Source organism: Fontimonas sp. SYSU GA230001 (genome assembly GCF_040066175.1).
Taxonomy (GTDB): Bacteria; Pseudomonadota; Gammaproteobacteria; order Nevskiales; family Nevskiaceae; genus Solimonas.
This window is the reverse complement of sequence record NZ_JBEAAM010000002.1, coordinates 81,459-105,697: the sequence shown is the minus strand read 5'-3', so window position 1 is coordinate 105,697 and position 24,239 is coordinate 81,459. Positions and strand designations below refer to the sequence as shown.

Annotated in this window: 24 protein-coding genes; 15 read left to right on the top strand and 9 right to left on the bottom strand. The window is 67.8% G+C overall.

What is annotated here, in order from left to right; all coding sequences use genetic code 11:
- Positions 1-42: 42 nt before the first annotated feature.
- Positions 43-804: a class I SAM-dependent methyltransferase gene (locus AAG565_RS01620; protein ID WP_348817793.1), complete on the top strand. Its 762-nt coding sequence runs from the start codon at positions 43-45 to the stop codon at positions 802-804.
- A gap of 5 nt (positions 805-809) precedes the next feature.
- On the opposite strand, the gene AAG565_RS01615 is transcribed toward AAG565_RS01620, so the two are convergent.
- From AAG565_RS01615 to AAG565_RS01585, 7 genes are all read right to left on the bottom strand, one after another.
- A complete protein-coding gene (locus AAG565_RS01615) occupies positions 810-2,324 on the bottom strand; it encodes a lipopolysaccharide biosynthesis protein (RefSeq protein WP_348817792.1) in 1,515 nt (504 codons plus the stop codon).
- Between the two features lie 15 nt (positions 2,325-2,339).
- Positions 2,340-3,131 (bottom strand): TylF/MycF/NovP-related O-methyltransferase, encoded by a 792-nt coding sequence (locus tag AAG565_RS01610; protein WP_348817791.1) that lies wholly within the window; start codon positions 3,129-3,131, stop codon positions 2,340-2,342.
- 169 nt (positions 3,132-3,300) lie between these two features.
- Complete coding sequence (locus AAG565_RS01605; protein ID WP_348817790.1) at positions 3,301-4,293, bottom strand: sulfotransferase; 993 nt, start codon at positions 4,291-4,293, stop codon at positions 3,301-3,303.
- Positions 4,290-5,486: an acyltransferase gene (locus AAG565_RS01600; protein ID WP_348817789.1), complete on the bottom strand. Its 1,197-nt coding sequence runs from the start codon at positions 5,484-5,486 to the stop codon at positions 4,290-4,292. Before AAG565_RS01600 ends, AAG565_RS01605 begins: the two co-directional genes overlap by 4 nt.
- Positions 5,487-5,534: 48 nt before the next feature.
- A complete protein-coding gene (locus tag AAG565_RS01595; RefSeq protein WP_348817788.1) occupies positions 5,535-6,683 on the bottom strand; it encodes a hypothetical protein in 1,149 nt (382 codons plus the stop codon).
- Positions 6,684-6,720: 37 nt separating this feature from the next.
- Entirely contained in the window at positions 6,721-7,953 is a 1,233-nt protein-coding gene (locus tag AAG565_RS01590) for an acyltransferase (protein WP_348817787.1), read from the bottom strand.
- Between the two features lie 123 nt (positions 7,954-8,076).
- Positions 8,077-9,252: an acyltransferase gene (locus AAG565_RS01585; protein ID WP_348817786.1), complete on the bottom strand. Its 1,176-nt coding sequence runs from the start codon at positions 9,250-9,252 to the stop codon at positions 8,077-8,079.
- Between the two features lie 195 nt (positions 9,253-9,447).
- Between AAG565_RS01585 and AAG565_RS01580 the strand changes: the two genes are divergently transcribed.
- The 10 genes from AAG565_RS01580 to glmU all read left to right on the top strand — a co-directional run bounded on the left by AAG565_RS01580 (position 9,448) and on the right by glmU (position 17,925).
- Positions 9,448-9,804 (top strand): ATP synthase subunit I, encoded by a 357-nt coding sequence (locus tag AAG565_RS01580; RefSeq protein WP_348817785.1) that lies wholly within the window; start codon positions 9,448-9,450, stop codon positions 9,802-9,804.
- Complete coding sequence (gene atpB / locus AAG565_RS01575; RefSeq protein ID WP_348817784.1) at positions 9,797-10,582, top strand: F0F1 ATP synthase subunit A; 786 nt, start codon at positions 9,797-9,799, stop codon at positions 10,580-10,582. The genes AAG565_RS01580 and atpB overlap by 8 nt, the downstream gene beginning before the upstream one ends.
- A 66-nt stretch (positions 10,583-10,648) precedes the next feature.
- A complete protein-coding gene (gene atpE / locus AAG565_RS01570; protein ID WP_348817783.1) occupies positions 10,649-10,918 on the top strand; it encodes a F0F1 ATP synthase subunit C in 270 nt (89 codons plus the stop codon).
- Positions 10,919-10,979: 61 nt separating this feature from the next.
- A complete protein-coding gene (locus AAG565_RS01565) occupies positions 10,980-11,453 on the top strand; it encodes a F0F1 ATP synthase subunit B (protein WP_348817782.1) in 474 nt (157 codons plus the stop codon).
- Positions 11,454-11,471: 18 nt separating this feature from the next.
- Positions 11,472-12,008 (top strand): F0F1 ATP synthase subunit delta, encoded by a 537-nt coding sequence (locus tag AAG565_RS01560; RefSeq protein WP_348817781.1) that lies wholly within the window; start codon positions 11,472-11,474, stop codon positions 12,006-12,008.
- A 52-nt stretch (positions 12,009-12,060) separates the two neighbouring features.
- The gene (atpA, locus tag AAG565_RS01555; RefSeq protein ID WP_348817780.1) at positions 12,061-13,599 is read left to right on the top strand and encodes a F0F1 ATP synthase subunit alpha; all 1,539 of its coding nucleotides are present in this window, start codon (positions 12,061-12,063) and stop codon (positions 13,597-13,599) included.
- A gap of 20 nt (positions 13,600-13,619) precedes the next feature.
- Positions 13,620-14,480, top strand: a complete 861-nt coding sequence (atpG, locus tag AAG565_RS01550; RefSeq protein WP_348817779.1) for a F0F1 ATP synthase subunit gamma — start codon at positions 13,620-13,622, stop codon at positions 14,478-14,480.
- 81 nt (positions 14,481-14,561) lie between these two features.
- Entirely contained in the window at positions 14,562-15,944 is a 1,383-nt protein-coding gene (gene atpD, locus AAG565_RS01545; protein ID WP_348817778.1) for a F0F1 ATP synthase subunit beta, read from the top strand.
- A gap of 70 nt (positions 15,945-16,014) precedes the next feature.
- On the top strand, positions 16,015-16,440 hold the full coding sequence (locus tag AAG565_RS01540; RefSeq protein ID WP_348817777.1) for a F0F1 ATP synthase subunit epsilon: 426 nt from the start codon (positions 16,015-16,017) through the stop codon (positions 16,438-16,440).
- 102 nt (positions 16,441-16,542) lie between these two features.
- Complete coding sequence (gene glmU / locus AAG565_RS01535) at positions 16,543-17,925, top strand: bifunctional UDP-N-acetylglucosamine diphosphorylase/glucosamine-1-phosphate N-acetyltransferase GlmU (RefSeq protein WP_348817776.1); 1,383 nt, start codon at positions 16,543-16,545, stop codon at positions 17,923-17,925.
- Between the two features lie 33 nt (positions 17,926-17,958).
- Here the strand turns inward: glmU and AAG565_RS01530 are convergent, their stop codons facing one another.
- Positions 17,959-19,071: an XdhC family protein gene (locus tag AAG565_RS01530; RefSeq protein ID WP_348817775.1), complete on the bottom strand. Its 1,113-nt coding sequence runs from the start codon at positions 19,069-19,071 to the stop codon at positions 17,959-17,961.
- 183 nt (positions 19,072-19,254) lie between these two features.
- On the opposite strand from AAG565_RS01530, the gene glmS reads away from it, so the two are divergent.
- The 4 genes from glmS to AAG565_RS01510 are packed head-to-tail and all read left to right on the top strand — an operon-like array spanning position 19,255 to position 22,670.
- Positions 19,255-21,090, top strand: coding sequence for a glutamine--fructose-6-phosphate transaminase (isomerizing) (gene glmS / locus AAG565_RS01525; RefSeq protein WP_348817774.1), 1,836 nt, complete (start codon positions 19,255-19,257; stop codon positions 21,088-21,090).
- A gap of 26 nt (positions 21,091-21,116) precedes the next feature.
- The gene (locus AAG565_RS01520; RefSeq protein WP_348817773.1) at positions 21,117-21,425 is read left to right on the top strand and encodes a nucleotidyltransferase domain-containing protein; all 309 of its coding nucleotides are present in this window, start codon (positions 21,117-21,119) and stop codon (positions 21,423-21,425) included.
- Positions 21,412-21,774 carry a HepT-like ribonuclease domain-containing protein gene (locus tag AAG565_RS01515; protein ID WP_348817772.1) on the top strand — a complete coding sequence of 121 codons (363 nt, stop codon included), beginning with the start codon at positions 21,412-21,414 and terminating at the stop codon, positions 21,772-21,774. Before AAG565_RS01520 ends, AAG565_RS01515 begins: the two co-directional genes overlap by 14 nt.
- A complete protein-coding gene (locus AAG565_RS01510; RefSeq protein WP_348817771.1) occupies positions 21,771-22,670 on the top strand; it encodes an AEC family transporter in 900 nt (299 codons plus the stop codon). Before AAG565_RS01515 ends, AAG565_RS01510 begins: the two co-directional genes overlap by 4 nt.
- A gap of 3 nt (positions 22,671-22,673) precedes the next feature.
- On the opposite strand, the gene AAG565_RS01505 is transcribed toward AAG565_RS01510, so the two are convergent.
- Positions 22,674-24,227 carry an NAD(P)/FAD-dependent oxidoreductase gene (locus AAG565_RS01505; RefSeq protein WP_348817770.1) on the bottom strand — a complete coding sequence of 518 codons (1,554 nt, stop codon included), beginning with the start codon at positions 24,225-24,227 and terminating at the stop codon, positions 22,674-22,676.
- Positions 24,228-24,239: the final 12 nt, after the last annotated feature.

Below are 24,239 nucleotides of genomic sequence, written 5' to 3'. Positions count from 1 at the left end.
CCGTTGCCGCCGGGCGCCGTCCGACGGCATGATCCGCAGCCAATGAACGCCACCGCCACCGTCAAACGCTGGGTCCGGACCGTCCTCGGGCGCGTACCGGGCGGTCCTCGCCTGATGGAATGGGTGCGCCGCGAGCGTTTCGCGCGCCGCTGGGGTGGGCGGCGCAGCGCGCGCGAGATCTTCTCGCACTTCTATGAGACCAACCGCTGGCAGGACGCCGAAAGCGTGTCGGGGCCGGGTTCCACGCTGGCCTATACCCGCAACATTCGTGCGGCCTTGCCGGACGTGTTCGCGCGCTACGGCGTACGCCGCATCCTCGACGCACCCTGCGGGGACTACAACTGGTTCCGGCACGTGCCGCGCCCGGGTGTCAGCTATCTCGGCGCGGACATCGTCCCCGCGCTGGTCCGCGCCAATCAGGCGCGCTACGGCGACGCCACGACGGCGTTCGCCGAGCTCGACATCATCCGCGACCCGCTGCCGGCCGCGGATCTGTGGCTGTGCCGCGACGCGCTGTTCCACTTTTCCGAGGCGGACATCTTCAGGACGCTCGAAAACCTGGCGCGCAGCGAGATCCAGTACGTACTGACCTCCAACCATCCGGCCTGCGACGCCAACCGGGACATCGCCACCGGCGGATTCCGCCAGCTCAACCTGCGCCTGCCGCCGTTCGATTTTCCGCCGCCGCTGCTGCAGATCGACGACTGGATCGAGGGCTACCCGCAGCGACAGCTGTGCCTGTGGACGCGCGAGGCGATCCTGACGAGCCTGCGCGACCGCCGCAGCCGTGCGGTCTCGGCGTAACCGGTTCATCGCGCAGAGCCCAGCTTGCGGCGCAGCAGCGTATAGAGACCGACGATGCGGTCGCGTTCGCCGAAGACGCCGATCATCAGCGCCAGATAGGTCATCGCGAAAACGGCGCTGCCGGCGGCCAGCCGCGGAAGCGTGTGCCAATCCCGGGCCAGATGCGCGACGACGGCGAGCGGCAGCGCCGCCAGCGCCGCTCCGGCCATCGGTCGCCAGGTCTGCGCCCAGATGTCGCCGAGCGTGATCTGCGTGCCGCGGCAGGCGTAGTGCATGCACGGCACCGCGATCAGGAACATGCTCAGGCTGTACATCGCCGCCACGCCATCGATGCCCCAGTACAGGCCCGACAGCATCAGGCCGATGACGACCGTCCAGCCGACCACACCCCAGCGCATCATCGCGCGCGCGTCGCCACGAGCCAGGTACAGCCAGCCGCTGGTGATGTTGATGGCCTGCGGCACGGCGCTGAGCGCCAGCCAGGCCAGCACGCGCGCGGTGCCGGTCCACTGCGCACCCAGCAGCAGATGCACGACGTCGTCGGCGGCGACCACCAGCCACGCGCCGAACGGGGCGGCGCCGAGCAGCAGCGGCCCCAGCGCGCCGAGGTAGTTCCTGCGGAATCCATCCGGGTCGGCCTGCAAGCGCGACAGCGTCGCCGGCAGGATCAGGCGCAGCGGTTCGAGCGCATAGCCCATCGGCTGCGTCAGCAGCGTCGAGGCGCGCACGTAGAGGCCGGCGGCGGCGGCACCGAAGAAGCGTCCGATCAGCACGATGTGTGCGTGCTGCGCGGCATAAGTCAGCAGGCCGAAGCCGACCAGATAACCGCCGAAGGACAACAGCGGGCGTGCGGCCGGATCCCAGGCCGGGGCGCCGGGGCGCCAGCCGCTGCAGCGCCACGCGCCGAGCGCGTTGGCGGCGCTGCCCACCAGCGCCGCGGCCACCAGCGCCCAGTAGGCGGCGCCCAGCGCCGCGAGTGCGAGCGCGGTCAAGCTACCGAGCAGCACGGCGGACAGGTTGATGCGCGCGATGACCGCGAAGCGCAGGCGCCGGCGCAGCAGGGCCAGGTGCTGCGCGGCCAGCCCGTTGAGCAGGAAGTTCATGCCGACGACGGCGGTGACCGGCGCGACGCGCGCATCGGAGAGCAGCGACGCGAGGGCGGGTGCGACCGCGATGCAGGCCAGCCACAGCACCGCGCCCAAGGTCGCATTGATCCAGAAAAGCGTGTTGAGCTGGCCGTGCGTGAGCTGTTCGGCGCGCACGGTCGCGTGCGACAGCCCAAGGTCGCGCAGCAGTTCGGCGACGCCGATCGCCGACATGACCATGGCCAGCACGCCGAAGTCCGATGGTGCGAGCAGGCGCGCCAGCGCGACCAGCGTCGCCAGCTGCAGGATCTGCATGGCGGCCTTGGCGGCGGCCGAAACCGCGAAGTGGCGCGCGGTGTCCGACTGGATCGTCTCCAGCGGAATCGGCTCGTGGACCAGGTCCGACGGCGCGCGTGCGGCGGCTCGCTGCGTCACGACGTTCGCGGTCTCTCAGACCCGCACGCCGATGCGGGCGTTGTAGTCGATCCGATTCAGCAGCGGACGCGGGGGGTGCGCCGCGAAATACTCGTCCACGGCCCGGCGGCAGCCTTCCCAATGACCATAGTCGTCGATGATCAGCACGCCGCCCTTCGCAAGCAGCGGATACAGATGCTCCAGCTCGTGCCGGGTCGATTCGTACCAGTCGGTGTCCAGGCGCAGCAGGGCGATGCCGCCCGGCACCGTGGCCGGGATCGTCTGCTCGACCGGGCCCTTGACGAAGTGCAGGCGATCGGACGGATAGCCGCTCGACAGCAGCAGCGCGCGCACCGTGTCCTCGTTGTACACCTCGGCGGCGAACAGCCGGTCCCAGCCGCGCTTGCCCTGCTTGCGGGCCTCGTTCCAGGTGTCCATCGCCGGCGCCTCGAAGGCCGACGTGTCGGCCGCACTCGGTGCGGTCATGCCCTCGAAGGTGTCGTACAGCCAGACGTCGCGGTCGGTGATGCCCAGATCGATCAGCTTGAGCAGCATCGCCAGCACCGAGCCTCCACGCCAGACGCCGCACTCGACGAATGCGCCCGGGACGCGCGCCGTGCAGACATAGTCCACCGCATCGATCAGGGCGTGGACACGCAGCGGGTTGGTCATGGTCTGACCGCGGACGGCCTCGGCGATCCGCTTGTCGGCGGCTGAGGCGATGATCGACGCCTGCATGCGATCAGCCGCAGAGGCAAACGGGCGGCCACGCAGCTCGGAGTACGCGCTCTTGGCTGCGGAGCGCAGGCGGGCAGTGAATCGGCTCATGACAAATGGCTCTCGTGTCGAGTGAAAAAGTTCACGGTGCCGTGGCAAGCGCGGGCCGTGCGACGGGTGGCCGCTCGTGCGCAGCGGGCAGATGACGGTGCCAGCACGCCGGCGATGAAGAAGTCCGGGATCCAGGTGTAGCGCTTGCGCATGCGGGCCGGCCCTGCGTTCATGGTGCGAGGTACTCGGCCTGCCACGGTGCCGGACTGCCGACCCGTTCGTGCAGCGGCGCGAGGTCCGCGATGAAGTGCGCGCGCAGTTCACGCACGAGGGCGTCGGGCACGTCCACCGGATCGGCAGGCGCGGTGAAGAAGGGCAAGAGGCGGGGTTCGAGGCGCCCGAACAACTGGACCTTGAATTCGTGCTGCAGCCGCGGCCAGGGTTGCAGGACACGGGCCAGGCCCTTGTGCAGACGGCGGTAGGCACGGAACCAGCCGACGCGGCGCAGCTTCATCGACTCGTTCTGCACCGGGAATGCGTAGCCGTCGTGAAAGCGCGGATCGATGCCGGCGAAGCCGCAGACCCGCCGCAGCGTGCCGCGCGGATCGCTCTTGAAGTCGTCGAACCAGAGCGGCAGCACCCGGTCGCGGCCGAACACGCGCAGGTAGTCCTCCAGGTACGGCGCGTAGCGGCAGTGCGCGACCGCCTGCAGCGTGTACGGCCGTTCATCCACCGGGCGCGTCTCGGCGAGCTGGCGACGGATCCAGGCTTCGAAACCCAGTCCGGGATCGAGTTGATTCTGCAGGCGCAGGAACCGGTACCACGAGACCAGGCGCGCGACCGGCTCGCGCATCAGCACGACGATGCGCGCGTTCGGCAGCGCGCGGGCGATGCGCGCCGCACAGCCCGGATCGTTGAAGTAATTGCTGGTGGCTTCGAGCAGTACGCGCGCGTTGCGCCGGCGGAACATCGAGCGATACGCCCAGGCTTCGTGTCCGGCCGGATACGCCGACGGCCGCTGCGCGATGCGCAGCGAGAAGAAGAACGCCGGTTCCTTGATCAGCGCGGGGTCGATGTCGGGATGGGCCGCGAGATAGGTGAACAGCGAGGTCGTGCCGCAGCGATAACCGCCGACGATGATCAGCATCGGCTGATCGGTCAGCGTGCCCTGGATCCAGGGGTGCTCGCCCTCGGTGCGCAGCGTCGGTCCAAGGTCGTTCATGCGCCGGTCCTGTCGTTGCCGGCGGCAGGGGGGACCGGAAGCAGGGCCAGACCTACACGCGAGCGTCCGGCGTGGTCGGCCGCCGGCGCCGTGCGTGCCGTCTTGCGCGACGCGTGGAAGCGGTCCTTGAGCGCGTTGATCGGCACCTCGATGTGACGATAGGTGAGATCCGACGCCAGCACCACGGCCGCCAGATACGGCACGGCGAACAGCAGCGTGCCGGGTACACGACCGAACATCGCGATTGCCGTGTTGAGCAGCGGCTGCATCAGGACCAGCATCGGGAAGTGCAGCAGGTAGGTCGAGTACGAGCGCTTGCCCAGATAGTCGAGCACGCCCAGGCAGAAGAAGCGCTTGATCGGCCCGCCGGTGAGGATCGCGCAGATCACGGTGAACCAGACGACGTTGATGACGGTGTAGCCCCAGGCGTACTGCTGGCCGTGCGGCATGAACAGCGGCCATCCCATCGACAGCGCCTCCATGCCGTAGCCGCCATTGACGGCGAAGCCCACCGCCAAGGCGCCGCCGATCAGCGCCACGATGTGCCAGATGCGCGGCCGCCACTGCACGAAGTTGATCAGCGCGCCGAGTGCGAAGGCGTCGAGATGCGAGGCCGTGAACACGTAAGTGTAGATCGGCGCCCGCTCGCCGCCGTAGCCGAACGCCGGCAGCAGGCCGTTGCAGACCCATTCGCGCACCAGCGGACCCATGCCGATCAGCGCCAGGCAGACGGCCGGGATCACGCGGCGCGGCGCGAACGCGATCAGCCAGGGCCAGACGAGGTAGAACTGCTCTTCGACCGACAGCGACCACAGATGCCCGAGCAGCCGCGAGTGTTCTGCGGACGCGATCATGCGGAAGTTGTACAGGTAGGTCCAGGCCCAGGGCAGTTCACCCTGCAGGCGCGCGAGTTTCGGGATCGACAGCACGGCGGCCGTGACCACCAGCAGGTAGAGGTAGTAGATCGGGAAGACCCGCAGCGCGCGGCGCAGGTAGAACCGTCCAAAGTAGGCGCGCAGCGTGTCCGACTCGGCGCGGTCGCCGAGCAGCACGCGCGTGATCAGGAAGCCGGACAGCACGAAGAAGCTCGGCAGCCCGATCCAGCCGATCGTGAAGATCGACAGATGGCAGAAGATCACGCCGAGCATGGCGAGCCCGCGCAGGCCGTCGAGCCCGTCGAGCCTTCCGATCATCGCTGTTTCATCTCTGGCCATCGCGAGTGTCCCTTTGTTCCGTGCTGGCTACGCGAGCGCGCGCACGATGCCGAGCCAGGTGCGCATGCACGCGGCGGTCTCGAGCAGGAATTCGCGGCCGCCTTCGTCCCAGACGAAGCCCTTGAAGCGCGATGCTTCACCGCCGATCGCGTCGGCCAACGACGCGTAAGCCTCGATGTAATCCGATCCGGACAGGCGCAGCGCCTGCAGCCACGGGGCGAGTTCCTCGACCAGGACCACGCCGGCCAGCTCGTGGTACAGGTCCTTGAACAGATTGTGCGGCGTGCGCCGATGCTCGGCGACCGGCGCGCCGATGCGCACCGTGTGGCCCAGGTGCTTGGCGCATTTCTGCACGAAGTAGCCGGACAGGATGTCGCCGAACCGGTCGATGCGCAGGCCCTGCAGCGGAAAGCCCATGCGCACGTAGTAGTAGGCCGGGATCGCCGCGCGCATCAGGGCGGTGTTCTGCGTGTTGATCGGGCTCCAGGTTTCCGGCGCGAGCAGCACCGCACCGGCTGCGGCGCGCCGCGCGCGGGGGGCCAGCACCAGGCGCGTCAGCGCATCGACGTCCGGGTCGTCGATCCACAGGCCGGCGTTGATCGCGACCGTGCGGGCGGCCTGGTCGGCCGTGCCGGCGGCGGGGGTTGCCTGCATTTGCGGGCTGCGCGCGGCGTACGGGTAGCCGCGTGCATAGGCACGCGCGCCCGTCTGCAAGTCCAGCTGCTCGCAGATGTTGTACCACGGCGCAGCCGCCGCCACCGCCGCGGCCGTGCCCGCAGGACGCCCGACCACGTGATGGCAGCCGACGAAGTCGGAATCGTCGCGGCAGTAGTTGTCGTCGTCGATCGAGATCAGCACGTCCGCGCCCGATTCCCAGGCGCGCAGGAAGCCGATGTTGCGGCGGTTGTCGGTGTTCCAGGGGATGAAGTCGGCTGGCAGGCCCAGTCTGCGCAGGTAGCTTTCCTGCTCGTCGAGGCTCGGGCAGTCGATCTGGAAGCCCTGGCGCCGCGCCGCTTGCGCGGCTGCATGGACGCTGCCGGGCGTCTTGCGGTCGCAGATGATGCGCAGGGTCACGTCCTCGACGTGCCCGTGCGCCCGCACATTGTCTAGGTATCCCTGCAGCCAGGCGGGCTCGAAGATCGTGGTGACGACGATGTCGGTCTTGCGTCGGGTCATTGCGGGTGCCTGGGAACGGGAATGGATCGGCGCTGTGTCATCGGCTCGTGCGGGGATCGATCAGCAGCGTGCCGGATTGCAGGGGCCGGCCGGCGTCGGCCGTGGTCGTGCCGCTCGGCGCCGCGGTCTCGACCGGCGCCCGGCCGAACTGGCGGTCCTTCATGACCAGGAAACGGCTCTCGAAGAACCGGTAGGACAGCTCGGCCAGGCCGAAGACCAGCGCCAGCACCAGCGGCGCGCACAGCCAGGTTCCCAGATAGACGCTGCCTAGGGCGGCCTGGACCTGCTTGATCGGCGGTACCAGCAGATAGACGATCCCGAGGTGGAAGATGTATGCGGCGTACGAGATCACGCCCATGCGCCGCACGAAAGGGTGCATGAACAGGGCGTTGGCGAAACGGCCCTGGGCAACCAGCAGGATCAGGCCCGCGGCCAGCAGATTGATGACGCTGTAGCCCCAGACGAACTGCCAGTTGTCCGCCATGTGGATCGGGTAGCCGAGATTGAGCGGGATGCGGTACGGCCCGCCGCGGCCGAAGCCGAAGCCCGAAGCCAGCGACCCGAGCAGCCAGGCCGCGACGACGCCGAGCATCAGGTGGGTGCCCGTGAAGCGGTACGACCACGGTTGCCGGATCACATAGCACAGCAAGGCGCCGACGGCGAACGCGTCGAGGTGTGTCGTGGACATCTGGTAGATCGCCTTGTGGGCGTTCGGCAGCACGCCGTCGAGCTGCGGCCAGGCCAGCGCGCAGCCGAGGCGGATCAGCGGGCCGGCGACGACGATGCCGATCGCGATCTTCCAGAATGCGGTGCCGCGTGCGAAGAACAGCAGCAGCGGCCACAGCAGGTAGAACTGCTCCTCCACGGCCAGTGACCAGAAGTGCTCCAGCTCGGGTGCCAGCCCGCCATGGTCGGTGATCGCGTACCAGTTCCATACGTAGGCCAGCGCGTAGGGAATCTGCCGACGCTCCCTGTCCAGCTCCGGCACGAAGAACGACACCGCCCACAGCGTCAGCAGGAACAGGTAGTAGATCGGGAAGATGCGCAGCGTGCGGCGCGCGTAGAAGATCTTCAGGTAATCGCCCAGGCCATGCTGCTCGCGCATCGACAGCAGGATGCGTGTGATCAGGAATCCGGACAGGACGAAGAAGATCTGGATCGTGATCCAGCCCACGCCGACCAGATGCATGTGCGTGAGAACCACGGTGGCCATCGCCAGGCCGCGGATGCCGTCGAGGCCCTTGAGATACTCGCCGCCGGCCTGCGTCATGTCGGTCGTGCCAGTCTGCGTGCAGGCGCACCCGGTAAGCGGGCGGCGCTGGCGGACGTGGGGATCATGCGGGATCCGGGGGCGGGTTCGATGCTCACGACGCGCAAGCAGGCGTGCAGCGTGCTACGCCGCATGCTTGCTCCTTTCGCTACGCAGTGCCCCCCGCGCTCCATCCATCGACTGTGCGCCGGAACGATACGGAAGCGCCCGCCGCAGCGCAAGGATGCGTTTTTCGAAGTACTCGTAGGACACATGCGCCAGTGCGAAGCTGCCTGCCCACAGGACGAGTTTCGCGGCGATGGGGCCGAACCAGCCGTACTTCACCGCCAGCAGCACCAGCGCATGCACGGGCACGTGGTACATGTACAGGCCGTAGCTGATGCGTCCAACCCATCGCAGCGGCTGGCTGCGCAGCCAGGCCAGCCGCCGGTGCCCGATGTTCTGCAATGCGGTGCACAGGGCCGCCGTGAACAGCAGCGCGAAGCCCGGTACCGCGATGGCGCGGGTGCCGAAGGCGCGACCTTCGTCGCGGGCGCCCTCCCACAGGTACAGGCCGACGAGCAGCGCGCCGACCAGGGCGGCGCCGGCGAGGTGGCGCGGCTGCACGCGGTGCAGCCAGGGTTGCGGGCCGGCCACCGAGAACGCGACGGCGGCACCGAGTATCAGGCCGTCGATGCGCGTGAGCAGCAGGTACATGGACATGCCCTGGGCACGGGCGATGCAGGCGGCACCCAGGGCGATCGCACCCAGCAGGGCCAGCCGCGACGGCCGGATCGCCAGCCCGATCAGCAGCAAGGGCCAGATCAGGTAGAACTGCTCCTCGACCGCGACCGACCACGAGTGCGCGAAGAACCAGATGTACGGCCGGGCCGGGCCGCCGAAGTACTGCTCGGTCTGCTGCAGGAACACCAGGCTGAGCCAATGGCCGGCGGGCACGCCGGGATCCAGTTCCGGATTTGCGGCGGCGGCGAGCACGTAGATCAGCGCCGTCGCCAGCAGCGTGAGGTAGTACACGGGCCAGATGCGCAGCGCGCGGCGTCCGTAGAACGACCACAGCATGCCGGGCTGGCCGCGGTTGACCAGCAGGATGCGCGTGATCAGGAAGCCGGACAGCACCAGGAACAGATCGACGCCGGCCCAGCCCCAGAAAAACCACGCCGGCTTGGTATGCAGGAGCAGGACCATCAGCACCGCGATTGCGCGCAGTCCGTCGAGCTCGGGCAGGTGGTCCCCGCTGGGTGGTTGAAGCGGTGGCGACGTGTCGGATGCGGGCGGGCGTGCGGGGCGGGGATGGGGCATGGTCGGCATTCCGGACACTGTCGCGAGGCGGTCGCGGACAATCGAGTCTGATTTTGGGAAGGCGCGTGTAGGAAAATTGCTCAACGCAGCGCCGCGTCAGGGGCGGCTGGCCCTCTCGGCGGCCAGTATTGATCACATCCGCGGAAAGCCGCTATACTTTTTCGGATTGGTGCGGCGCACCATCGCCAGGGTGTCATGAAGACGGCGACGCGCATCGCGCTCCTCCAGGCTTTGATTGCGGTGATCTCGGCTGCCTTGTGGGCAGCCTTCGCGGATCTGCGCTCGGGACTGGCGGCGCTGGTGGGTGGGTCGATCGGGGCGGTGCTGACGATCTACGCGGCCATCAAGACCTTTTCAGTGGCGGCGTCCGATGCGCCGCATGCGGTGATGAATTTTTACCGGGCCGAGGTGAGGAAATTGATCCTCGCCGCGGTTTTGTTCGCGGTCGCGGTCCGGTTTTTTGCAGAGGTGTTCGCGCCGGTGGTGGTGACGTTCGCGTTGACGCTGCCGGTGTACTGGTTCGCGCTTCTTTGGGATACGAACGATGGCTGAAGCGGGTCATTCTCCTGCCGAGTATGTGACGCACCACCTGAAGCACTGGGCGACCGGCCACGATGACGCATTCATCAGCCTTCAGGCGTGGCATCTGGACACGCTGTTCGTTTCCACCGTCCTCGGCCTCGTGTTCCTGACGCTGTTCCGCATGGCGGCCGTGCGCGTCACCAGCGGCGTGCCGGGCAAGCTGCAGAACTTCGTCGAGATCATGGTCGATTTCGTGGACAACGCGGTCAAGGATGCGTTCCACGGCAAGCGTGACTTCCTCGCGCCGCTGGCCCTGACGATCTTCGTCTGGACCTTCCTGTGGAACTGCATGGACCTGGTCCCGGTGGACTTGCCGCCGATGATCGCCAAGCACGTCTTTGGTCTCGACTACTTCCGCGCGGTGCCTTCGGCGGATATGAGCGCCACGTTCGCGCTGTCGCTGACGGTGTTCGGCCTGATCATCATCTACAGCCTCAAGGGCAAGGGCATCGGCGGCTTCACCAAGGAGTTCCTGACCCATCCGTTCGGGGCCAAGCTGCTCCCGGCGAATGTCGTGCTCAATACGGTCGAGCTGCTGGCCAAGCCGATCTCGCTGGCGCTGCGTCTGTTCGGCAACCTCTACGCCGGCGAGCTGATCTTCATCCTGATCGCGCTGCTGCCCTGGTGGGCGCAGACCATCCCGGGACTGGGCTGGGCGATCTTCCACATCCTGGTCGTCACGCTGCAGGCGTTCATCTTCATGACGCTGACCATCGTGTACATCAGCATGGCCTACGAGCATCACTGAGGCCGTCGTCCTTCCCGGCCGACATTCATTTTTCTTTTCCACCACCGCAACACACGGAGTACATCCATGGAGCTCATCGCTCAGATCCAGGCCAACACGGCGCTGACCCTCGGCCTCATCTTCGGTCTCGCCGCGCTCGGCACCGCCATCGGCTTCGGCCTGCTCGGCGGCAAGTTCCTCGAGGGCGCTGCGCGCCAGCCGGAAATGGCCAACATGCTGCAGACCAAGATGTTCATCATCGCCGGCCTGCTCGACGCCGTGTCGATCATCGGCGTGGCCATGGGTCTGCTGATGATGTTCGCCAACCCGCTGATCGCAGCGGTGCAGGGCGGCTGAAGCCGCTTCGCGTCCGGTCGGCAGTTCGTTCCTGACTCACTCTCAACCTGGAGCTTAGCCCATGCAGGCAAGCATCCCGTCCATCGTCGGACAGATGATCGTCTTCGGTATCTTCGTGTGGTTCACGATGAAGTTCGTGTGGCCGCCGATCACCAAGGCGATGGAAGAGCGCCGGCAGAAGATCGCCGACGGTCTGGCCGCCGCCGAAAAGGGTGCGCGCGCTCTGCAGGATGCGTCGGCCAAGAGCGAAGAAGAGCTCAAGGCGGCGCGCACGCAGGCGCAGGACATCCTCGCCGCGGCGGGCAAGCAGGCCGCGCAGCTCGTCGAGCAGGCCAAGGCTCATGCTCAGGAAGAGGCCGAGCGCATCGTCGCCAAGGCGCACGAGGACGTGCAGCGTGAAGTCGCCCACGCCCGCGAGGATCTGCGCAAGCGGGTCGGCGAGCTGGCGGTGATCGGCGCGGCGAAGATCCTCAAGCGCGAAATCGACGCCAAGGCCCACGCCGACGTACTCGGCGAGCTGGCGGCGCGCGTCTAACCCGTTCGGATCGACGACATGGCGGACTACAGCACGCTCGCGCGGCCCTATGCCAAGGCGGTTTTCGAGCTGGCCCGCGACACGCGCGCGTTCAAGGCGTGGAGCGACGCACTGGCGAGCCTGGCGCGGCTGCTGGCCGACGCGCAGGTTTCGCGGCTGATCGGGCATCCCGCGCTCACCCGTGCGCAGCTCGCGGCGGCGCTCAACCAGGCGCTCGCCGGCAAGCTGCCGGCGCAAGCCGTCGCCCTGGTGCGGCTGCTGGCCGAGAACGGCCGGCTGCAGGCCATCGCGGCGATCGCCGAACAGTTCGAGCACCTGCGCGCGGAGGCCGAGTCGCGCGCGGACGTGGAGATCACGTCCGCCGCCCCGGTCGCGCCCGCCCAGCAGGATCAGCTCGCCGCCGCGGTGAAGAAGCGCCTGCAGCGGGACGTCGTCATCGACTGGAAAGTCGATCCCGAGCTGATCGCCGGTGCGCTGATCCGCGCCGGCGATCTGGTCATCGACGGTTCCGTCCGCGGCGAACTCGATCGCCTGCAAACCGCGCTCACGCGCTAAGCCCTCGCGCCCGGAAAGACTCCAAGGCGACTCTCTTTAGGACACGGTTCGTATGCAACTCAATCCTTCCGAAATCAGCGACCTGATCAAGGCGCGCATCCAGAACTTCGACGCCGCCACCGAGGCGCGCAACACCGGCACGATCGTGTCGCTGCAGGACGGCATCGTCCGCATCCACGGCCTGTCCGACGCGCTGCAGGGTGAAATGCTCGAGTTTCCGGGCAACGTCTTCGGCCTCGCGCTGAACCTGGAGCGCGACTCGGTCGGTGCCGTGGTTCTCGGTGACTACAAGCACCTCAAGGAAGGCGACACCGTCAAGACCACGGGCCGCATTCTCGAAGTGCCGGTCGGCGAAGGACTGCTGGGGCGCGTGGTGGACGCGCTCGGCAATCCCATCGACGGCAAGGGGCCGATCAAGGCCGCCGGCACCTCGCCGATCGAGAAGGTCGCGCCTGGCGTCATCACCCGCAAGTCGGTGAGCCAGCCGGTGCAGACCGGCTACAAGGCGATCGACTCGATGGTGCCGATCGGCCGTGGCCAGCGCGAGCTGATCATCGGCGACCGCCAGACCGGCAAGACCGCGCTGGCGATCGACACGATCATCAACCAGAAGGGCTCGGGCATCAAATGCATCTACGTCGCGATCGGCCAGAAGGCCAGCTCGATCGCCAACGTCGTCCGCAAGCTCGAGGAGCACGGTGCGATGGCGCACACCATCGTCGTCGCCGCCGCTGCGTCGGATTCGCCGGCGCTGCAGTTCATCGCGCCGTACTCCGGCTGCTCGATGGGCGAGTACTTCCGCGACAAGGGCGAAGACGCACTGATCATCTACGACGACCTGTCCAAGCAGGCCGTCGCCTACCGCCAGGTGTCGCTGCTGCTGCGCCGCCCCCCGGGCCGCGAAGCCTTCCCCGGCGACGTGTTCTATCTCCACTCGCGCCTGCTCGAGCGCGCCGCGCGGATCAACGAGGAGTACGTCGAGAAGCTCACCGGCGGCAAGGTCAAGGGCAAGACCGGCTCGCTCACCGCGCTGCCGATCATCGAGACGCAGGCCGGTGACGTGTCGGCCTTCGTGCCGACCAACGTGATCTCGATCACCGACGGCCAGATCTTCCTCGAAACCGACCTGTTCAACGCCGGCATCCGTCCGGCCATGAACGCCGGCATCTCGGTGTCGCGCGTCGGCGGCGCCGCCCAGACCAAGGTCATCAAGAAGCTCGGCGGCGGCGTGCGTCTGGCGCTCGCACAGTACCGCGAACTCGCGGCCTTCGCGCAGTTCGCCTCCGATCTCGACGAGGCGACCCGCAAGCAGCTCGAGCGCGGCCAGCGCGTCACCGAGCTGATGAAGCAGAAGCAGTACCAGCCGCTGTCGGTCGGCCGCATGGCCGCGTCGCTGTACGCGGTCGAGAAGGGCTACATCGACAAGGTCGAGGTCAGCAAGGTGCTGGCGTGGGAGGACGGGCTGCACCAGTTCCTCGCCGGCCAGCACGCCGACCTGCTCGCCAAGCTCGATACCGGCGACTGGAACGACGCGCTCGAGAACGGGCTGAAGTCGGCGATGGACGCTTACGTCAAGCAGTCCGCGATCTAACCCGCTAAAGAGGCAGACCCGTGGCCGGCGCCAAGGAAATCCGCACCAAGATCAAGAGCGTCAAGAACACGCAGAAGATCACGCGGGCGATGGAAAAGGTCGCCATGTCGAAAATGCGCAAGGCGCAGGATCGCATGGCGGCAGCACGCCCGTATGCCGAGAAGATCCGCCGTACCCTGGGCCATCTGGCGCAGGCGAACCTCGAATACAAGCACCCGTTCACGGTGGAGCGCGAGGTCAAGCGCGTCGCCTACCTGGTCGTCTCCTCGGATCGCGGTCTGTGCGGCGGCCTCAACATGAACGTATTCCGCACCGTCGTCCGCGAAGTGCGCGAGTGGAAGGCCAAGGGCGTCGAAGTCGAGTTCGTGCTGATCGGCAACAAGGCCGTCTCGTTCTTCAAGCGCCTCGGTGGCAAGGTCCACGCGACCGCGACGCACCTCGGCGACCGACCGCACCTCGAACAGCTGCTCGGCGTCATCAAGGTGCTGACCGATGCCTACCGTGACGGCAGCGTCGATCGCGTCAGCGTGATCGCCAATCAGTTCGTCAACACGATGACGCAGAAGCCGACGGTGGCCCAGCTGCTGCCGGTGGAGCCGGTCAAGAGCGAAGGCCTGCTCGAGCACTGGGATTATCTTTACGAGCCGGCCTCGACCGAGCTGCTCGACGCGGTGCTGATGCGCTATGTCGAATCGCAGGTCTATCAGGCGGTGATCGAGAACGTGGCGTCCGAGCAGTCGGCGCGCATGGTGGCGATGAAGGCGGCGTCCGACAACGCGGGCAAGATCATCAATCAGCTGCAGCTCGCCTACAACAAGGCGCGCCAGGCCAACATCACCAAGGAGCTGGCGGAAATCGTCGGCGGTGCGGCGGCCGTCTGAGCCACCGCGGTTTGAATTTGCATTGAATCTCGCGCCGGACACGGCGCGGCGTGAGACACGGAACGGAAACAGGGTCAAGAAATGAGCACCAGCACTGGCAAGATCGTTCAGGTTATCGGCGCGGTCGTCGATGTCGAGTTTCCGCGCGACGCGATCCCCAAGGTTTACGACGCGCTCACGGTCGATAACACCGAGCTCACGCTGGAAGTCCAGCAGCAGCTCGGCGACGGCGTGGTCCGCACGATCGCGCTCGGCGCGTCGGAAGGGCTCAAGCGCGGGCTGCTCGTGCGCAACACCGGCAATCCGATCTCGGTGCCGGTCGGCAAGGCGACGCTGGGCCGCATCATGGACGTGCTCGGACGCCCGATCGACGAGGCCGGCGACGTGAAGTCGGAAGGCAAGTGGGCGATCCACCGCGCCGCGCCCTCTTACGAGGACCAGGCCGGCTCGACCGAGCTGCTGGAAACCGGCATCAAGGTCATCGACCTGCTGATCCCGTTCGCCAAGGGCGGCAAGGTCGGCCTGTTCGGCGGCGCCGGCGTCGGCAAGACCGTCAACATGATGGAGCTGATCAACAACATCGCCAAGGCGCACTCCGGCCTGTCGGTGTTCGCCGGCGTCGGTGAGCGTACCCGCGAGGGCAACGACTTCTACCACGAGATGAAAGAGTCGAACGTGCTCGACAAGGTCGCGATGGTCTATGGCCAGATGAACGAGCCGCCGGGCAACCGCCTGCGCGTCGCGCTGACCGGCCTGACGATGGCCGAGTTCTTCCGCGACGAAGGCCGCGACGTGCTGCTGTTCATCGACAACATCTACCGCTACACGCTGGCCGGCACCGAGGTGTCCGCGCTGCTCGGCCGTATGCCGTCGGCGGTGGGCTACCAGCCGACGCTGGCCGAGGAAATGGGCGTGCTGCAGGAGCGCATCACCTCGACCAAGAAGGGCTCGATCACCTCGATCCAGGCCGTGTACGTGCCCGCCGACGACCTCACCGACCCGTCGCCGGCGACGACCTTCGCGCATCTCGACGCCACCGTCGTGCTGTCGCGCGACATCGCCGCGCTGGGCATCTACCCGGCTGTCGATCCGCTGGATTCGACTTCGCGCCAGCTCGACCCGAACGTCATCGGCCAGGAGCACTACCAGACCGCGCGCGACGTGCAGGGCGTGCTGCAGCGCTACAAGGAACTCAAGGACATCATCGCGATCCTGGGCATGGACGAACTGTCGGAGGAAGACAAGCGCGTCGTCGCCCGCGCACGCAAGATCCAGCGCTTCCTGTCGCAGCCGTTCCACGTCGCCGAGGTCTTCACCGGTTCGCCGGGCAAGTACGTATCGCTCAAGGAAACGATCCGCGGTTTCCGCGGCATCGTCGATGGTCAGTACGATCACCTGCCGGAGCAGGCGTTCTACATGGTCGGCACCATCGACGAGGCCGTCGAGAAGGCCAAGAAGCTGTGACACGTGACTCGTGATAGGTGACGCGCAGTCACCGATCACCAGTCACCTGTCACCCGTCACGAGAACCGTAATGGCCAACATCCATATCGACATCGTTTCCGCCGAAGGGCACATCCACTCGGGCGAGGCCCGCATGGTGTTCGCGCCCGCGGAAATGGGCGAGGTCGGCATCGCGCCGCGGCACGCGCCGCTGCTGACGCGGCTCAAGCCGGGCACGGTGCGCGTGCAGCCGCCGGAGGGCGACGAACTCGAATTCTTCGTCGGCGGCGGCATCCTCGAGGTGCAGCCGTACCTCGTGACCGTGCTCGCCGACACCGCGCTGCGTGCGCGGGATGCCGACGAGGCCGCCGCGCTTGCGGCCAAGCAGGCGGCCGAAGACAAGCTCGCCGGTGCCAAGTCGGACATCGACCTGGCGCGCGCGCAGTCCGAGCTGATCGAGGCCGCGGCCCGCCTGCAGTTCGTGCAGAAGCTCAAGAACGCCAAGCGCGGCTCTTGATCCGCAGGCGCCACCCGGCGTCGTCCCGCTCCCCGTCCCGCTCCCCGTCCCGCTCATGTTCAGGCAGCATGAGCGGGATTGCTGTTTGGAAGCGAGCCGCACATGAAGACTGCGCCACTACACTGCATCGTCCTCGCCGCCGGGCAGGGCACGCGCATGAAGAGCGCGCTGCCCAAGGTGCTGCATCCGGTCGCGGGACGGCCGATGCTCGCGCACGTACTCGACGCCGCGCGGGCGCTGTCGGCCGCGGCGGTGCATGTCGTCCACGGCCACGGGGGTGATCAGGTGCGCGCCTGGTTCGAGGCGTCCAGGCGGCCGGACGCCGTTCGCTGGGCGCATCAGGCCGAGCAGAAGGGCACGGCACACGCCGTGCAGCAGGCGATGCCGGCCGTGCCGGACGATGCCATCGTGCTGGTCATGTACGGCGACGTGCCGCTGATCTCGGCGCAGACGCTCGCGCAACTGATCGATGCGGCGCGCCGGACGCTGGCCGTGCTGACGGTCGAGCTCGACGATCCGACCGGCTACGGCCGTATCCTGCGCGACCGAAGGCACCGCGTCAGCGGCATCGTCGAGGAAAAGGATGCCAATGCGCGCCAGCGCCGCATCCGCGAAGTCAACACCGGCTTCGTCGCCGCGCCGGCCAAGCGCCTGCGCGGCTGGTTGAAGGAAGTGCGCAACGACAATGCCAAGGGCGAGTACTACCTGACCGATATCGTCGCGCTCGCGGTCCGCGACAAGCTCGAAGTCGCCACGATCACCGCCGCGAGCGCCGAGGAGGTCGAAGGCATCAACGACCGCATCCAGCTGGCGCGCGCGGAACGCGTGTACCAGCGGCGTCAGGCGACCGGTCTGCTGGCGGCGGGCCTTTCACTCGCCGATCCCGAACGCTTCGATCTGCGCGGCACGCTGCTCCATGGGCGCGACGTGCACGTCGATGTCGGTTGCGTCCTCGAAGGCCGCGTCGAACTCGGCGACGGCGTGCGCATCGGCCCACACTGCGTGCTGCGCGACGTCATCCTCGGTGCCGGCACGATCGTCGATGCGCACAGCGTGCTGGAGAAGGCGGTCGCCGGGCGCGACTGCCGCATCGGTCCGTTCGCGCGCCTGCGCCCGGACGCCGCGCTCGCCGACGATGTGCACGTCGGCAACTTCGTCGAGATCAAGAAAGTGAGGTTGGGGCGCGGCAGCAAGGCCAACCACCTCGCCTATCTCGGTGACGGCGACGTCGGTGCCGGCGTCAACATCGGCGCCGGCACGATCTTCTGCAACTACGACGGCGCCAACAAGCACGAGACGATCATCGAGGACGGTGCCTTTATCGGCTCCGATACCCAGCTCGTCGCGCCGGTGCGCGTCGGACGGGGTGCCACCGTCGGTGCCGGCTCGACGATCGTCCGGGACGTGCCCGCCGGCGGACTGACGCTGTGCCGGGCACGGGAGCAGAAGACCTATCCGAACTGGAAGCGGCCGGTCAAGAAATAAGCAGGCGCGGCATCTCCGCGCTGCGGATGCGCGTCACATTGCTGTCGTGCGTCCGTGGATCGGCAGGTCGGATGCGTCCAGGCTGCCGCCGCGACGACCGGCGAGCACGGCCTGGATCTCCGCGGCGATGGCCAGCGCGATCTCTTCCGGCGTTTCCGAGCCGATGTCGAGACCCGCCGGCGCGTGCAGCCGGGTGGCGGCCGCGCCGCTGGCCTCATGCAGGTGCGCGGCGCGTGAGCGCGAGCCGAGTGCGCCCAGATAGGCCAGCGGCGTGGCGCGCAGCTCGCGCAGGTAGGCGAGATCGCGTTCGAGGTCGTGCGTCATGATGACGATGGCCGTGCGCCGGTCGCAGGCCACGCCGTCGAGCAGCGCCCCCGGTTCGGCCACGACGATACGCGCTCCCTCGGGGTGGACCTTCGACGGAGCGCCGTCGCCGTGATCGACCAGCCAGCTCTCCCAGCCGAGCGCGCCCGCCAGCCGCGCCAGCGCGCGGCTCGTCGCATTGACGCCGACCAGTACGGTGCGCAGCGGCGCTTCGATCGGTTCGACCAGGACGTCGAACATCCCGTAACGCGTGCCCACCTTGAGCACCTGCGCGCCATCCCGTGCGACGGCCTCCGGCGCGAGTGACATCAAGGCGTCGGCCAGGCGCGGGTCGTCCAGTTCGTCGAGCAGCGTGTGGTCGCTGCGCACCAGGCGGCGCGGTTGCTCCAGGCACTGGTTTTCGCACGCAAACGCGGTCGCCATCCAGCCCGCGCAGCGCGCGCGGCGGCACTCTTCGAGCGCGGTCACGAAGCGCAGGTCGCCGTCGCTGCGCAGTGGTTCGATCAGCACCTCGAGCTCGCTGTCGCAGCCCGTCGCAGGCGGGGCGTCGAGGCCGCGCTCGTGTCCATGGCGCAGCAGTCGGGCATGGCCGTCGGCGATGACGATGCGTGCATGCTCGACGATGTCGGCCTCCGCACAGCCGGCCGACAGGCCGCGCACGGTGCTGCCGTCGCCGAGCACGAGCATGCGCGCACCGGCGCGCCGGAACGCTGATCCGTGCGTGCGTACGAGCGTCGCCAGCGCAGCACCGCCGGCAAACCTGTCTTGCTGGACGCGGCGCAGCGCGGCAGCGAGCTCGGCAAACTCATGCGGCGAGTTCATGCCCGCATTGTCGCGCAGACTGCGGTGCGGCGTCAGGTGTCGAGCCGCCGCCAACCATCGCGTCGGCCAATGCCTCTGCGACGGCCGGCTCCGACATCGGCGCTGGATTGCGGTCCCGCCGCACCGGCGGCGGGAGGCTGGCCGTAAAATGGCGCACTCGCGATCTCTCGGACTCCTACACCCATGTGCGGAATCGTCGGCGCGCTCGCGCCCCAGGATGTGACGCCGATCCTCGTCGAGGGTCTGCGGCGGCTGGAGTACCGCGGCTATGACTCGACCGGCGTGGCCGTCGGTCAGGACGGTGCCGGCCTGTGCCTGCGCCGCGCGGTCGGCAAGGTCAAGCGCCTCGAAGAGAAGCTGCAGGCCGATCCCTGCGGCGGACGCATCGGCATCGCCCATTCGCGCTGGGCGACCCACGGCGGCGTCACCGAGGCCAACGCGCATCCGCACGTGTCCGGCGACCGCATCGCCCTGATCCACAACGGCATCATCGAGAACTACGTCGAGCTCAAGACCGAGCTCGTCGGCAAGGGCTATGTTTTCGCCTCCGAGACCGACACCGAGGTGATCGCGCACCTGATCCACGATTTCGTCCGGCAGGGTCTGGACCTGACCGGCGCGGTGCAGCGCGCGGTGAAGCGGCTGACCGGCGCCTACGCGATCGTCGTGTTCGACGCGCAGGTGCAGGACCGCATCGTCGTCGCGCGCATCGCCAGTCCGCTGGTGATCGGCCTGGGCGCGGACGGCAACTACGTCGCCTCCGACGTGCAGGCGCTGCTGCCGGTGACGCGGCGCTTCCAGTTCCTCGAAGAAGGAGATGTCGCCGACATCCGCCGCGATGCGGTGACGATCCTCGATGCCGCGGGTGCGAAGGTCGAACGCCCGGTGCACGAGTCGAGCCTGTCCGCCGACGCCGTCGAGCGCGGCGAGTTCGCGCATTACATGCTCAAGGAGATCTACGAGCAGCCGCGCGCGATCGCGGACACGCTGTCCGAACGCATCGCCGGCGACCACGTGCTGGAAGCGGCGTTCGGTCCGCGCGCCGCCGACATCCTGCCCAGGGTGCAGCAGGTGCACATCGTCGCCTGCGGTACCAGCTACCACGCCGGACTGGTCGCGCGGTACTACCTCGAACAGGGCGCGCGCCTGCCGTGCACCGTCGAGGTCGCCAGCGAATACCGCTACCGCGATCCGGTGGTCCTGCCCGGCACGCTGTTCCTGGCGATCTCGCAGTCCGGCGAGACCGCCGACACGCTCGCGGCGCTGCGCGAGGCGAAGAAGCTCGGCTATGTCGCCACCGCCGCGATCTGCAACGTGCCGGAATCCTCGCTCGTGCGCGAGGCCGACCTGACGCTGATGACACGCGCCGGTCCGGAGATCGGCGTCGCCAGCACCAAGGCGTTCACGACGCAGCTCGCCGCACTGGGCCTGCTCGGCATGGCGCTGGCGCAGCGCCGTGGCATCGACCGTCGCGTGATCGCGCTGTACACGCGCCAGCTGCGCAGGGTGCCGGAGATGGTCGAGCACACGCTCAAGCTCGACGCGCAGATCCGGCGCTGGGCGGACCATTTCTCGGCCAAGCACCACGCGCTGTTCCTCGGCCGCGGTCCGACCTATCCGATCGCGCTGGAAGGGGCGCTCAAGCTCAAGGAAATCTCGTACATCCACGCCGAGGCCTACGCCGCCGGCGAGCTCAAGCACGGCCCGCTGGCGCTGGTCGATGACGACATGCCGGTGATCGCCGTCGCACCCAACAACGCGCTGCTGGAGAAACTCAAGTCCAACCTGCAGGAAGTGCGCGCGCGCGGTGGCCGGCTCTACGTGTTCGCCGATCCGAGTTCCGGCATCCAGCCCAGCGACGGCGTCGAGGTGATCACGATGCCGGACCACATCGAGCCGCTGCAGGCGCCGCTGGTGTACACCGTGCCGCTGCAGCTGCTGTCCTACCACGTCGCCGTGCACCGCGGCACCGACGTCGATCAGCCGCGTAACCTGGCCAAGTCGGTCACTGTCGAGTGAGTCCTCATTTTCAATAGAATCCCGTCATGCACACGCTGATTGAGACCAACCGTGACGCGATCGCCGTTCTGTGCCGCCGCCATGGCGTGCGCAGGCTGGAAGTGTTCGGCTCAGTTCTGCGGCGTGACTTCGACGCTGCGCGCAGCGATATTGATGTGCTGATCGAATTCGAGCCTCAAGTCGCGGAGAGCTTTACCAACTTCCTGGACTTCAAGGAAGCGCTAGAAGCGCTTCTCGGGCGCCCGGTTGATCTCGTCGAGTTCAGCGCCATCCGCAATCGTCGCCTGCGTCACCACATCGAGCAGACAAAGTCACCGGTCTATGCAGCCGCGTGATCCCGGCGTTTACCTTGAGGACATCGAGCGGTACGCGGCAGCGGCCGTCCGGTTCACGGAGGGGTACACGGCAGAACAGCATCTGGCAGACGAAAAGACCAGAGCAGCCGTCGAGCGCGCGCTGGAAGTCCGTGGCGAGGCATTGCGCGCATTGCATCGGGTCGCGCCCGAGATCGCCATGCGCATCCCCCACGCCCGCGACATCATCGGCTTCCGCAATATCCTCGCCCACGGCTATGCCGAGCTCGATCATCGGAAGGTGTACTCGATCGCGATTGTTCGCGCGCCGCAGCTCCTTTCTGCCGTGCGAGAGGCGCTGAAGGCCTTGCCTGAGCCGCCGGCGTCGTGACGGCTTTTGCACTGCTGATCGTCTGCCTGCTGCTCGGCGTGCTGATCGCGCGCTACGCGCATCCGCCGCTGGGGCTGGCGCAGGGCTTGAACTGGTGGGTGATCCACATCGCGCTGCCGGCGCTGGTGCTGGACCTGATTCCGCGCCTGCACTTCGAGTGGCAGTTCTGGTTCCTGATCGTGTCGCAGTGGTTGGTGTTCGTCGGCGCGTTCGTGCTGTTCCGGCTGGTCGGCGCACGCCTGAACTGGAGCCGCGGCCGCATCGGCGCGCTGACGCTGGTCTGCGGACTGGGCAATACCTCGTTCATGGGCTATCCGCTGCTCGAAGCGCTGCGTGGGCGGGAAGGGCTCGCGCTGGGCGTGGTCGCGGATCAACTCGGCTGTTTCGTCATGCTGGCGATCGGCGGCACGCTGGTGACTGCCCTGTACTCCGGCGCGCACACCCATGCGCGGGCGATCGTGAAACGGATCGTCCTGTTCCCCGCGTTCCTGGCGCTGCTGGCCGGTGTCGCGGTCGGTGCGCTGGGCGGCTGGCCGGAACCCGCGCTCGACATCCTGCACAGGATCGGCGGCACGCTGGTGCCGCTGGCGCTGTTCTCGGTCGGTCTGCGCTTCAAACTGCACCTGGGCGACGGCCAGTTCGTCCCGCTCGCCCTGGGACTGGGCTGGAAACTGCTGCTGGTGCCGGCGCTGGTGCTGGGGCTCGGCCTGCTCGCCGGTGTCGGCGGCCTGACGCTGACGATCAGCGTGCTGCAGGCGGGGATGGCACCGATGATCTCGGCCGCCATCCTCGCCGATCAGCACAACCTCGATCCGCCGATGGCCAATACCGTGCTCGGCGCCGGCATCCTGCTGTCGCTGGTGACCGTGCCGACGTGGAACGCGATCCTCGGGTGATCCTTACGCGGGCAGCGGTGCGCTGCGCGGCGGCGTCGGCGTCGCCGGGGTGGCGGCAGGCATCTTGCCGCGCAGGATGTAGGCCCGTGCATCGAAGCGCCGTGTCAGCAGCCGGAACTGCCAGGTGAAGCCGGGCCACAGGGTCACGTTCTTGCCGCTGACCGGGTGCACGTACCAGCTCTTGCAGCCGCCGACGCTCCAGATCGCGCGGCGCATGCGCTCGGCCAGTGTCCGGTTGAAGCGGACCTGCGCGTCGGGACGCACCTCGACCGAGCGCAGCTGCTCCTCGTCCATCGTGCGCAGGGCATCGAGCACGTAGGCGATCTGCGACTCGATCATGTACACCATCGAGTTGTGGCCCAGCCCGGTGTTCGGACCCATCAGGAAGAACAGGTTGGGGAAGCCGGCGACGCTGGCGCCCTTGTAGGCCTCCGGGCCGTCCGGCCAGGCGTCGAGCAGATCCTGGTTCTTGCGGCCGAAGACGACGCCGCGCGGCACCGGATCGGCGGCCTTGAACCCGGTGCCGAAGATGATCGCATCGACCTCGCGCTCGACGCCGGCGCTGTCGATGACGCTGTGCGCGCGCACCTCGCGGATGCCGGTCGTGATGACTTCGACGTTGGGCTGGGTCAGGGCCGGGTAGTAGTCGTCGGAGATCAGCACGCGCTTGCAGCCCAGCACATAGTCCGGCGTCAGCTTGCGGCGCAGTTCCGGATCACGCACCTGCCGGCGCAGATGCAGCTCGGCGAACTTCTGCACGAACTTGAGGATGCGCGGCTCCATCGTGAATGCCAGCGCGCGGCTTTCGAGCAGGCCGTAGATCGCGCCGCGGAGAGCGGTCTGCGCCAGCGGCAGGCGTTCGAACAACGCGTGTTCGAGTGCGGAGATCGGCCGGTCCGGCTTGGGCACGATCCACGGTGGCGTGCGCTGGTACAGATCCAGGCGCGCGACCTGCCTCTGGATCTGCGGCACGAACTGGATCGCCGACGCGCCGGTGCCGATCACGGCGACGCGCTTGCCCTTCAGGTCATAGCCGTGATCCCACTGCTGCGAGTGGAAGGTCTTGCCCTTGAAGTTCTCGATGCCCGGCACCTGCGGGTACGAGGGCGTGGACAGGCCGCCCATGCCGGAGATCAGCACCTGCGCGCGGTATTCGTTGCCCTGCGCATCGCGGATGCACCAGACCGAGGCGACTTCGTCCCAGCGCGCCGAGCGGATCTCGGTATTCAGTCGCAGATGAGGCGTCACGCCGTATTTCTCGGCGCAGTGTTCGAGGTAGGCCTTGATCTCCGGCTGTGGCGCGAACATGCGCGACCAGCGCGGGTTCGGCTCGAAGGAAAACGAATACAGGTGCGACTGCACGTCGCAGGCGCACCCCGGGTAGTGGTTCACGCGCCAGGTGCCACCGACGCCGCCCTCTTTCTCGAAGACGACGAAGTCGTCGATGCCGGCCTGCTTGAGCCGGATCGCCATGCCCAGACCGGAGAAACCGGTGCCGACGATGGCGACACGGTACGGTGCCGACCGCGTGACGGCCGCTTTCGTATAGCTACCCATGGGTCTCTCCCG

Coding starts and splice junctions, on each gene's coding strand:
- atpB (WP_348817784.1), top strand. CDS start 9,797: ATGGCTGAAGCGGGTCATTCTCCTGCCGAGTATGTGACGCACCACCTG.
- AAG565_RS01505 (WP_348817770.1), bottom strand. CDS start 24,227: ATGGGTAGCTATACGAAAGCGGCCGTCACGCGGTCGGCACCGTACCGT.
- atpE (WP_348817783.1), top strand. CDS start 10,649: ATGGAGCTCATCGCTCAGATCCAGGCCAACACGGCGCTGACCCTCGGC.
- glmU (WP_348817776.1), top strand. CDS start 16,543: ATGAAGACTGCGCCACTACACTGCATCGTCCTCGCCGCCGGGCAGGGC.
- glmS (WP_348817774.1), top strand. CDS start 19,255: ATGTGCGGAATCGTCGGCGCGCTCGCGCCCCAGGATGTGACGCCGATC.
- atpA (WP_348817780.1), top strand. CDS start 12,061: ATGCAACTCAATCCTTCCGAAATCAGCGACCTGATCAAGGCGCGCATC.
- AAG565_RS01560 (WP_348817781.1), top strand. CDS start 11,472: ATGGCGGACTACAGCACGCTCGCGCGGCCCTATGCCAAGGCGGTTTTC.
- AAG565_RS01590 (WP_348817787.1), bottom strand. CDS start 7,953: ATGACGCAGGCCGGCGGCGAGTATCTCAAGGGCCTCGACGGCATCCGC.
- AAG565_RS01610 (WP_348817791.1), bottom strand. CDS start 3,131: ATGAGCCGATTCACTGCCCGCCTGCGCTCCGCAGCCAAGAGCGCGTAC.
- AAG565_RS01515 (WP_348817772.1), top strand. CDS start 21,412: ATGCAGCCGCGTGATCCCGGCGTTTACCTTGAGGACATCGAGCGGTAC.
- AAG565_RS01520 (WP_348817773.1), top strand. CDS start 21,117: ATGCACACGCTGATTGAGACCAACCGTGACGCGATCGCCGTTCTGTGC.
- AAG565_RS01595 (WP_348817788.1), bottom strand. CDS start 6,683: ATGACCCGACGCAAGACCGACATCGTCGTCACCACGATCTTCGAGCCC.
- AAG565_RS01565 (WP_348817782.1), top strand. CDS start 10,980: ATGCAGGCAAGCATCCCGTCCATCGTCGGACAGATGATCGTCTTCGGT.
- AAG565_RS01600 (WP_348817789.1), bottom strand. CDS start 5,486: ATGATCGGAAGGCTCGACGGGCTCGACGGCCTGCGCGGGCTCGCCATG.
- AAG565_RS01620 (WP_348817793.1), top strand. CDS start 43: ATGAACGCCACCGCCACCGTCAAACGCTGGGTCCGGACCGTCCTCGGG.
- AAG565_RS01530 (WP_348817775.1), bottom strand. CDS start 19,071: ATGAACTCGCCGCATGAGTTTGCCGAGCTCGCTGCCGCGCTGCGCCGC.
- AAG565_RS01585 (WP_348817786.1), bottom strand. CDS start 9,252: ATGCCCCATCCCCGCCCCGCACGCCCGCCCGCATCCGACACGTCGCCA.
- AAG565_RS01605 (WP_348817790.1), bottom strand. CDS start 4,293: ATGAACGACCTTGGACCGACGCTGCGCACCGAGGGCGAGCACCCCTGG.
- AAG565_RS01540 (WP_348817777.1), top strand. CDS start 16,015: ATGGCCAACATCCATATCGACATCGTTTCCGCCGAAGGGCACATCCAC.
- atpD (WP_348817778.1), top strand. CDS start 14,562: ATGAGCACCAGCACTGGCAAGATCGTTCAGGTTATCGGCGCGGTCGTC.
- AAG565_RS01580 (WP_348817785.1), top strand. CDS start 9,448: ATGAAGACGGCGACGCGCATCGCGCTCCTCCAGGCTTTGATTGCGGTG.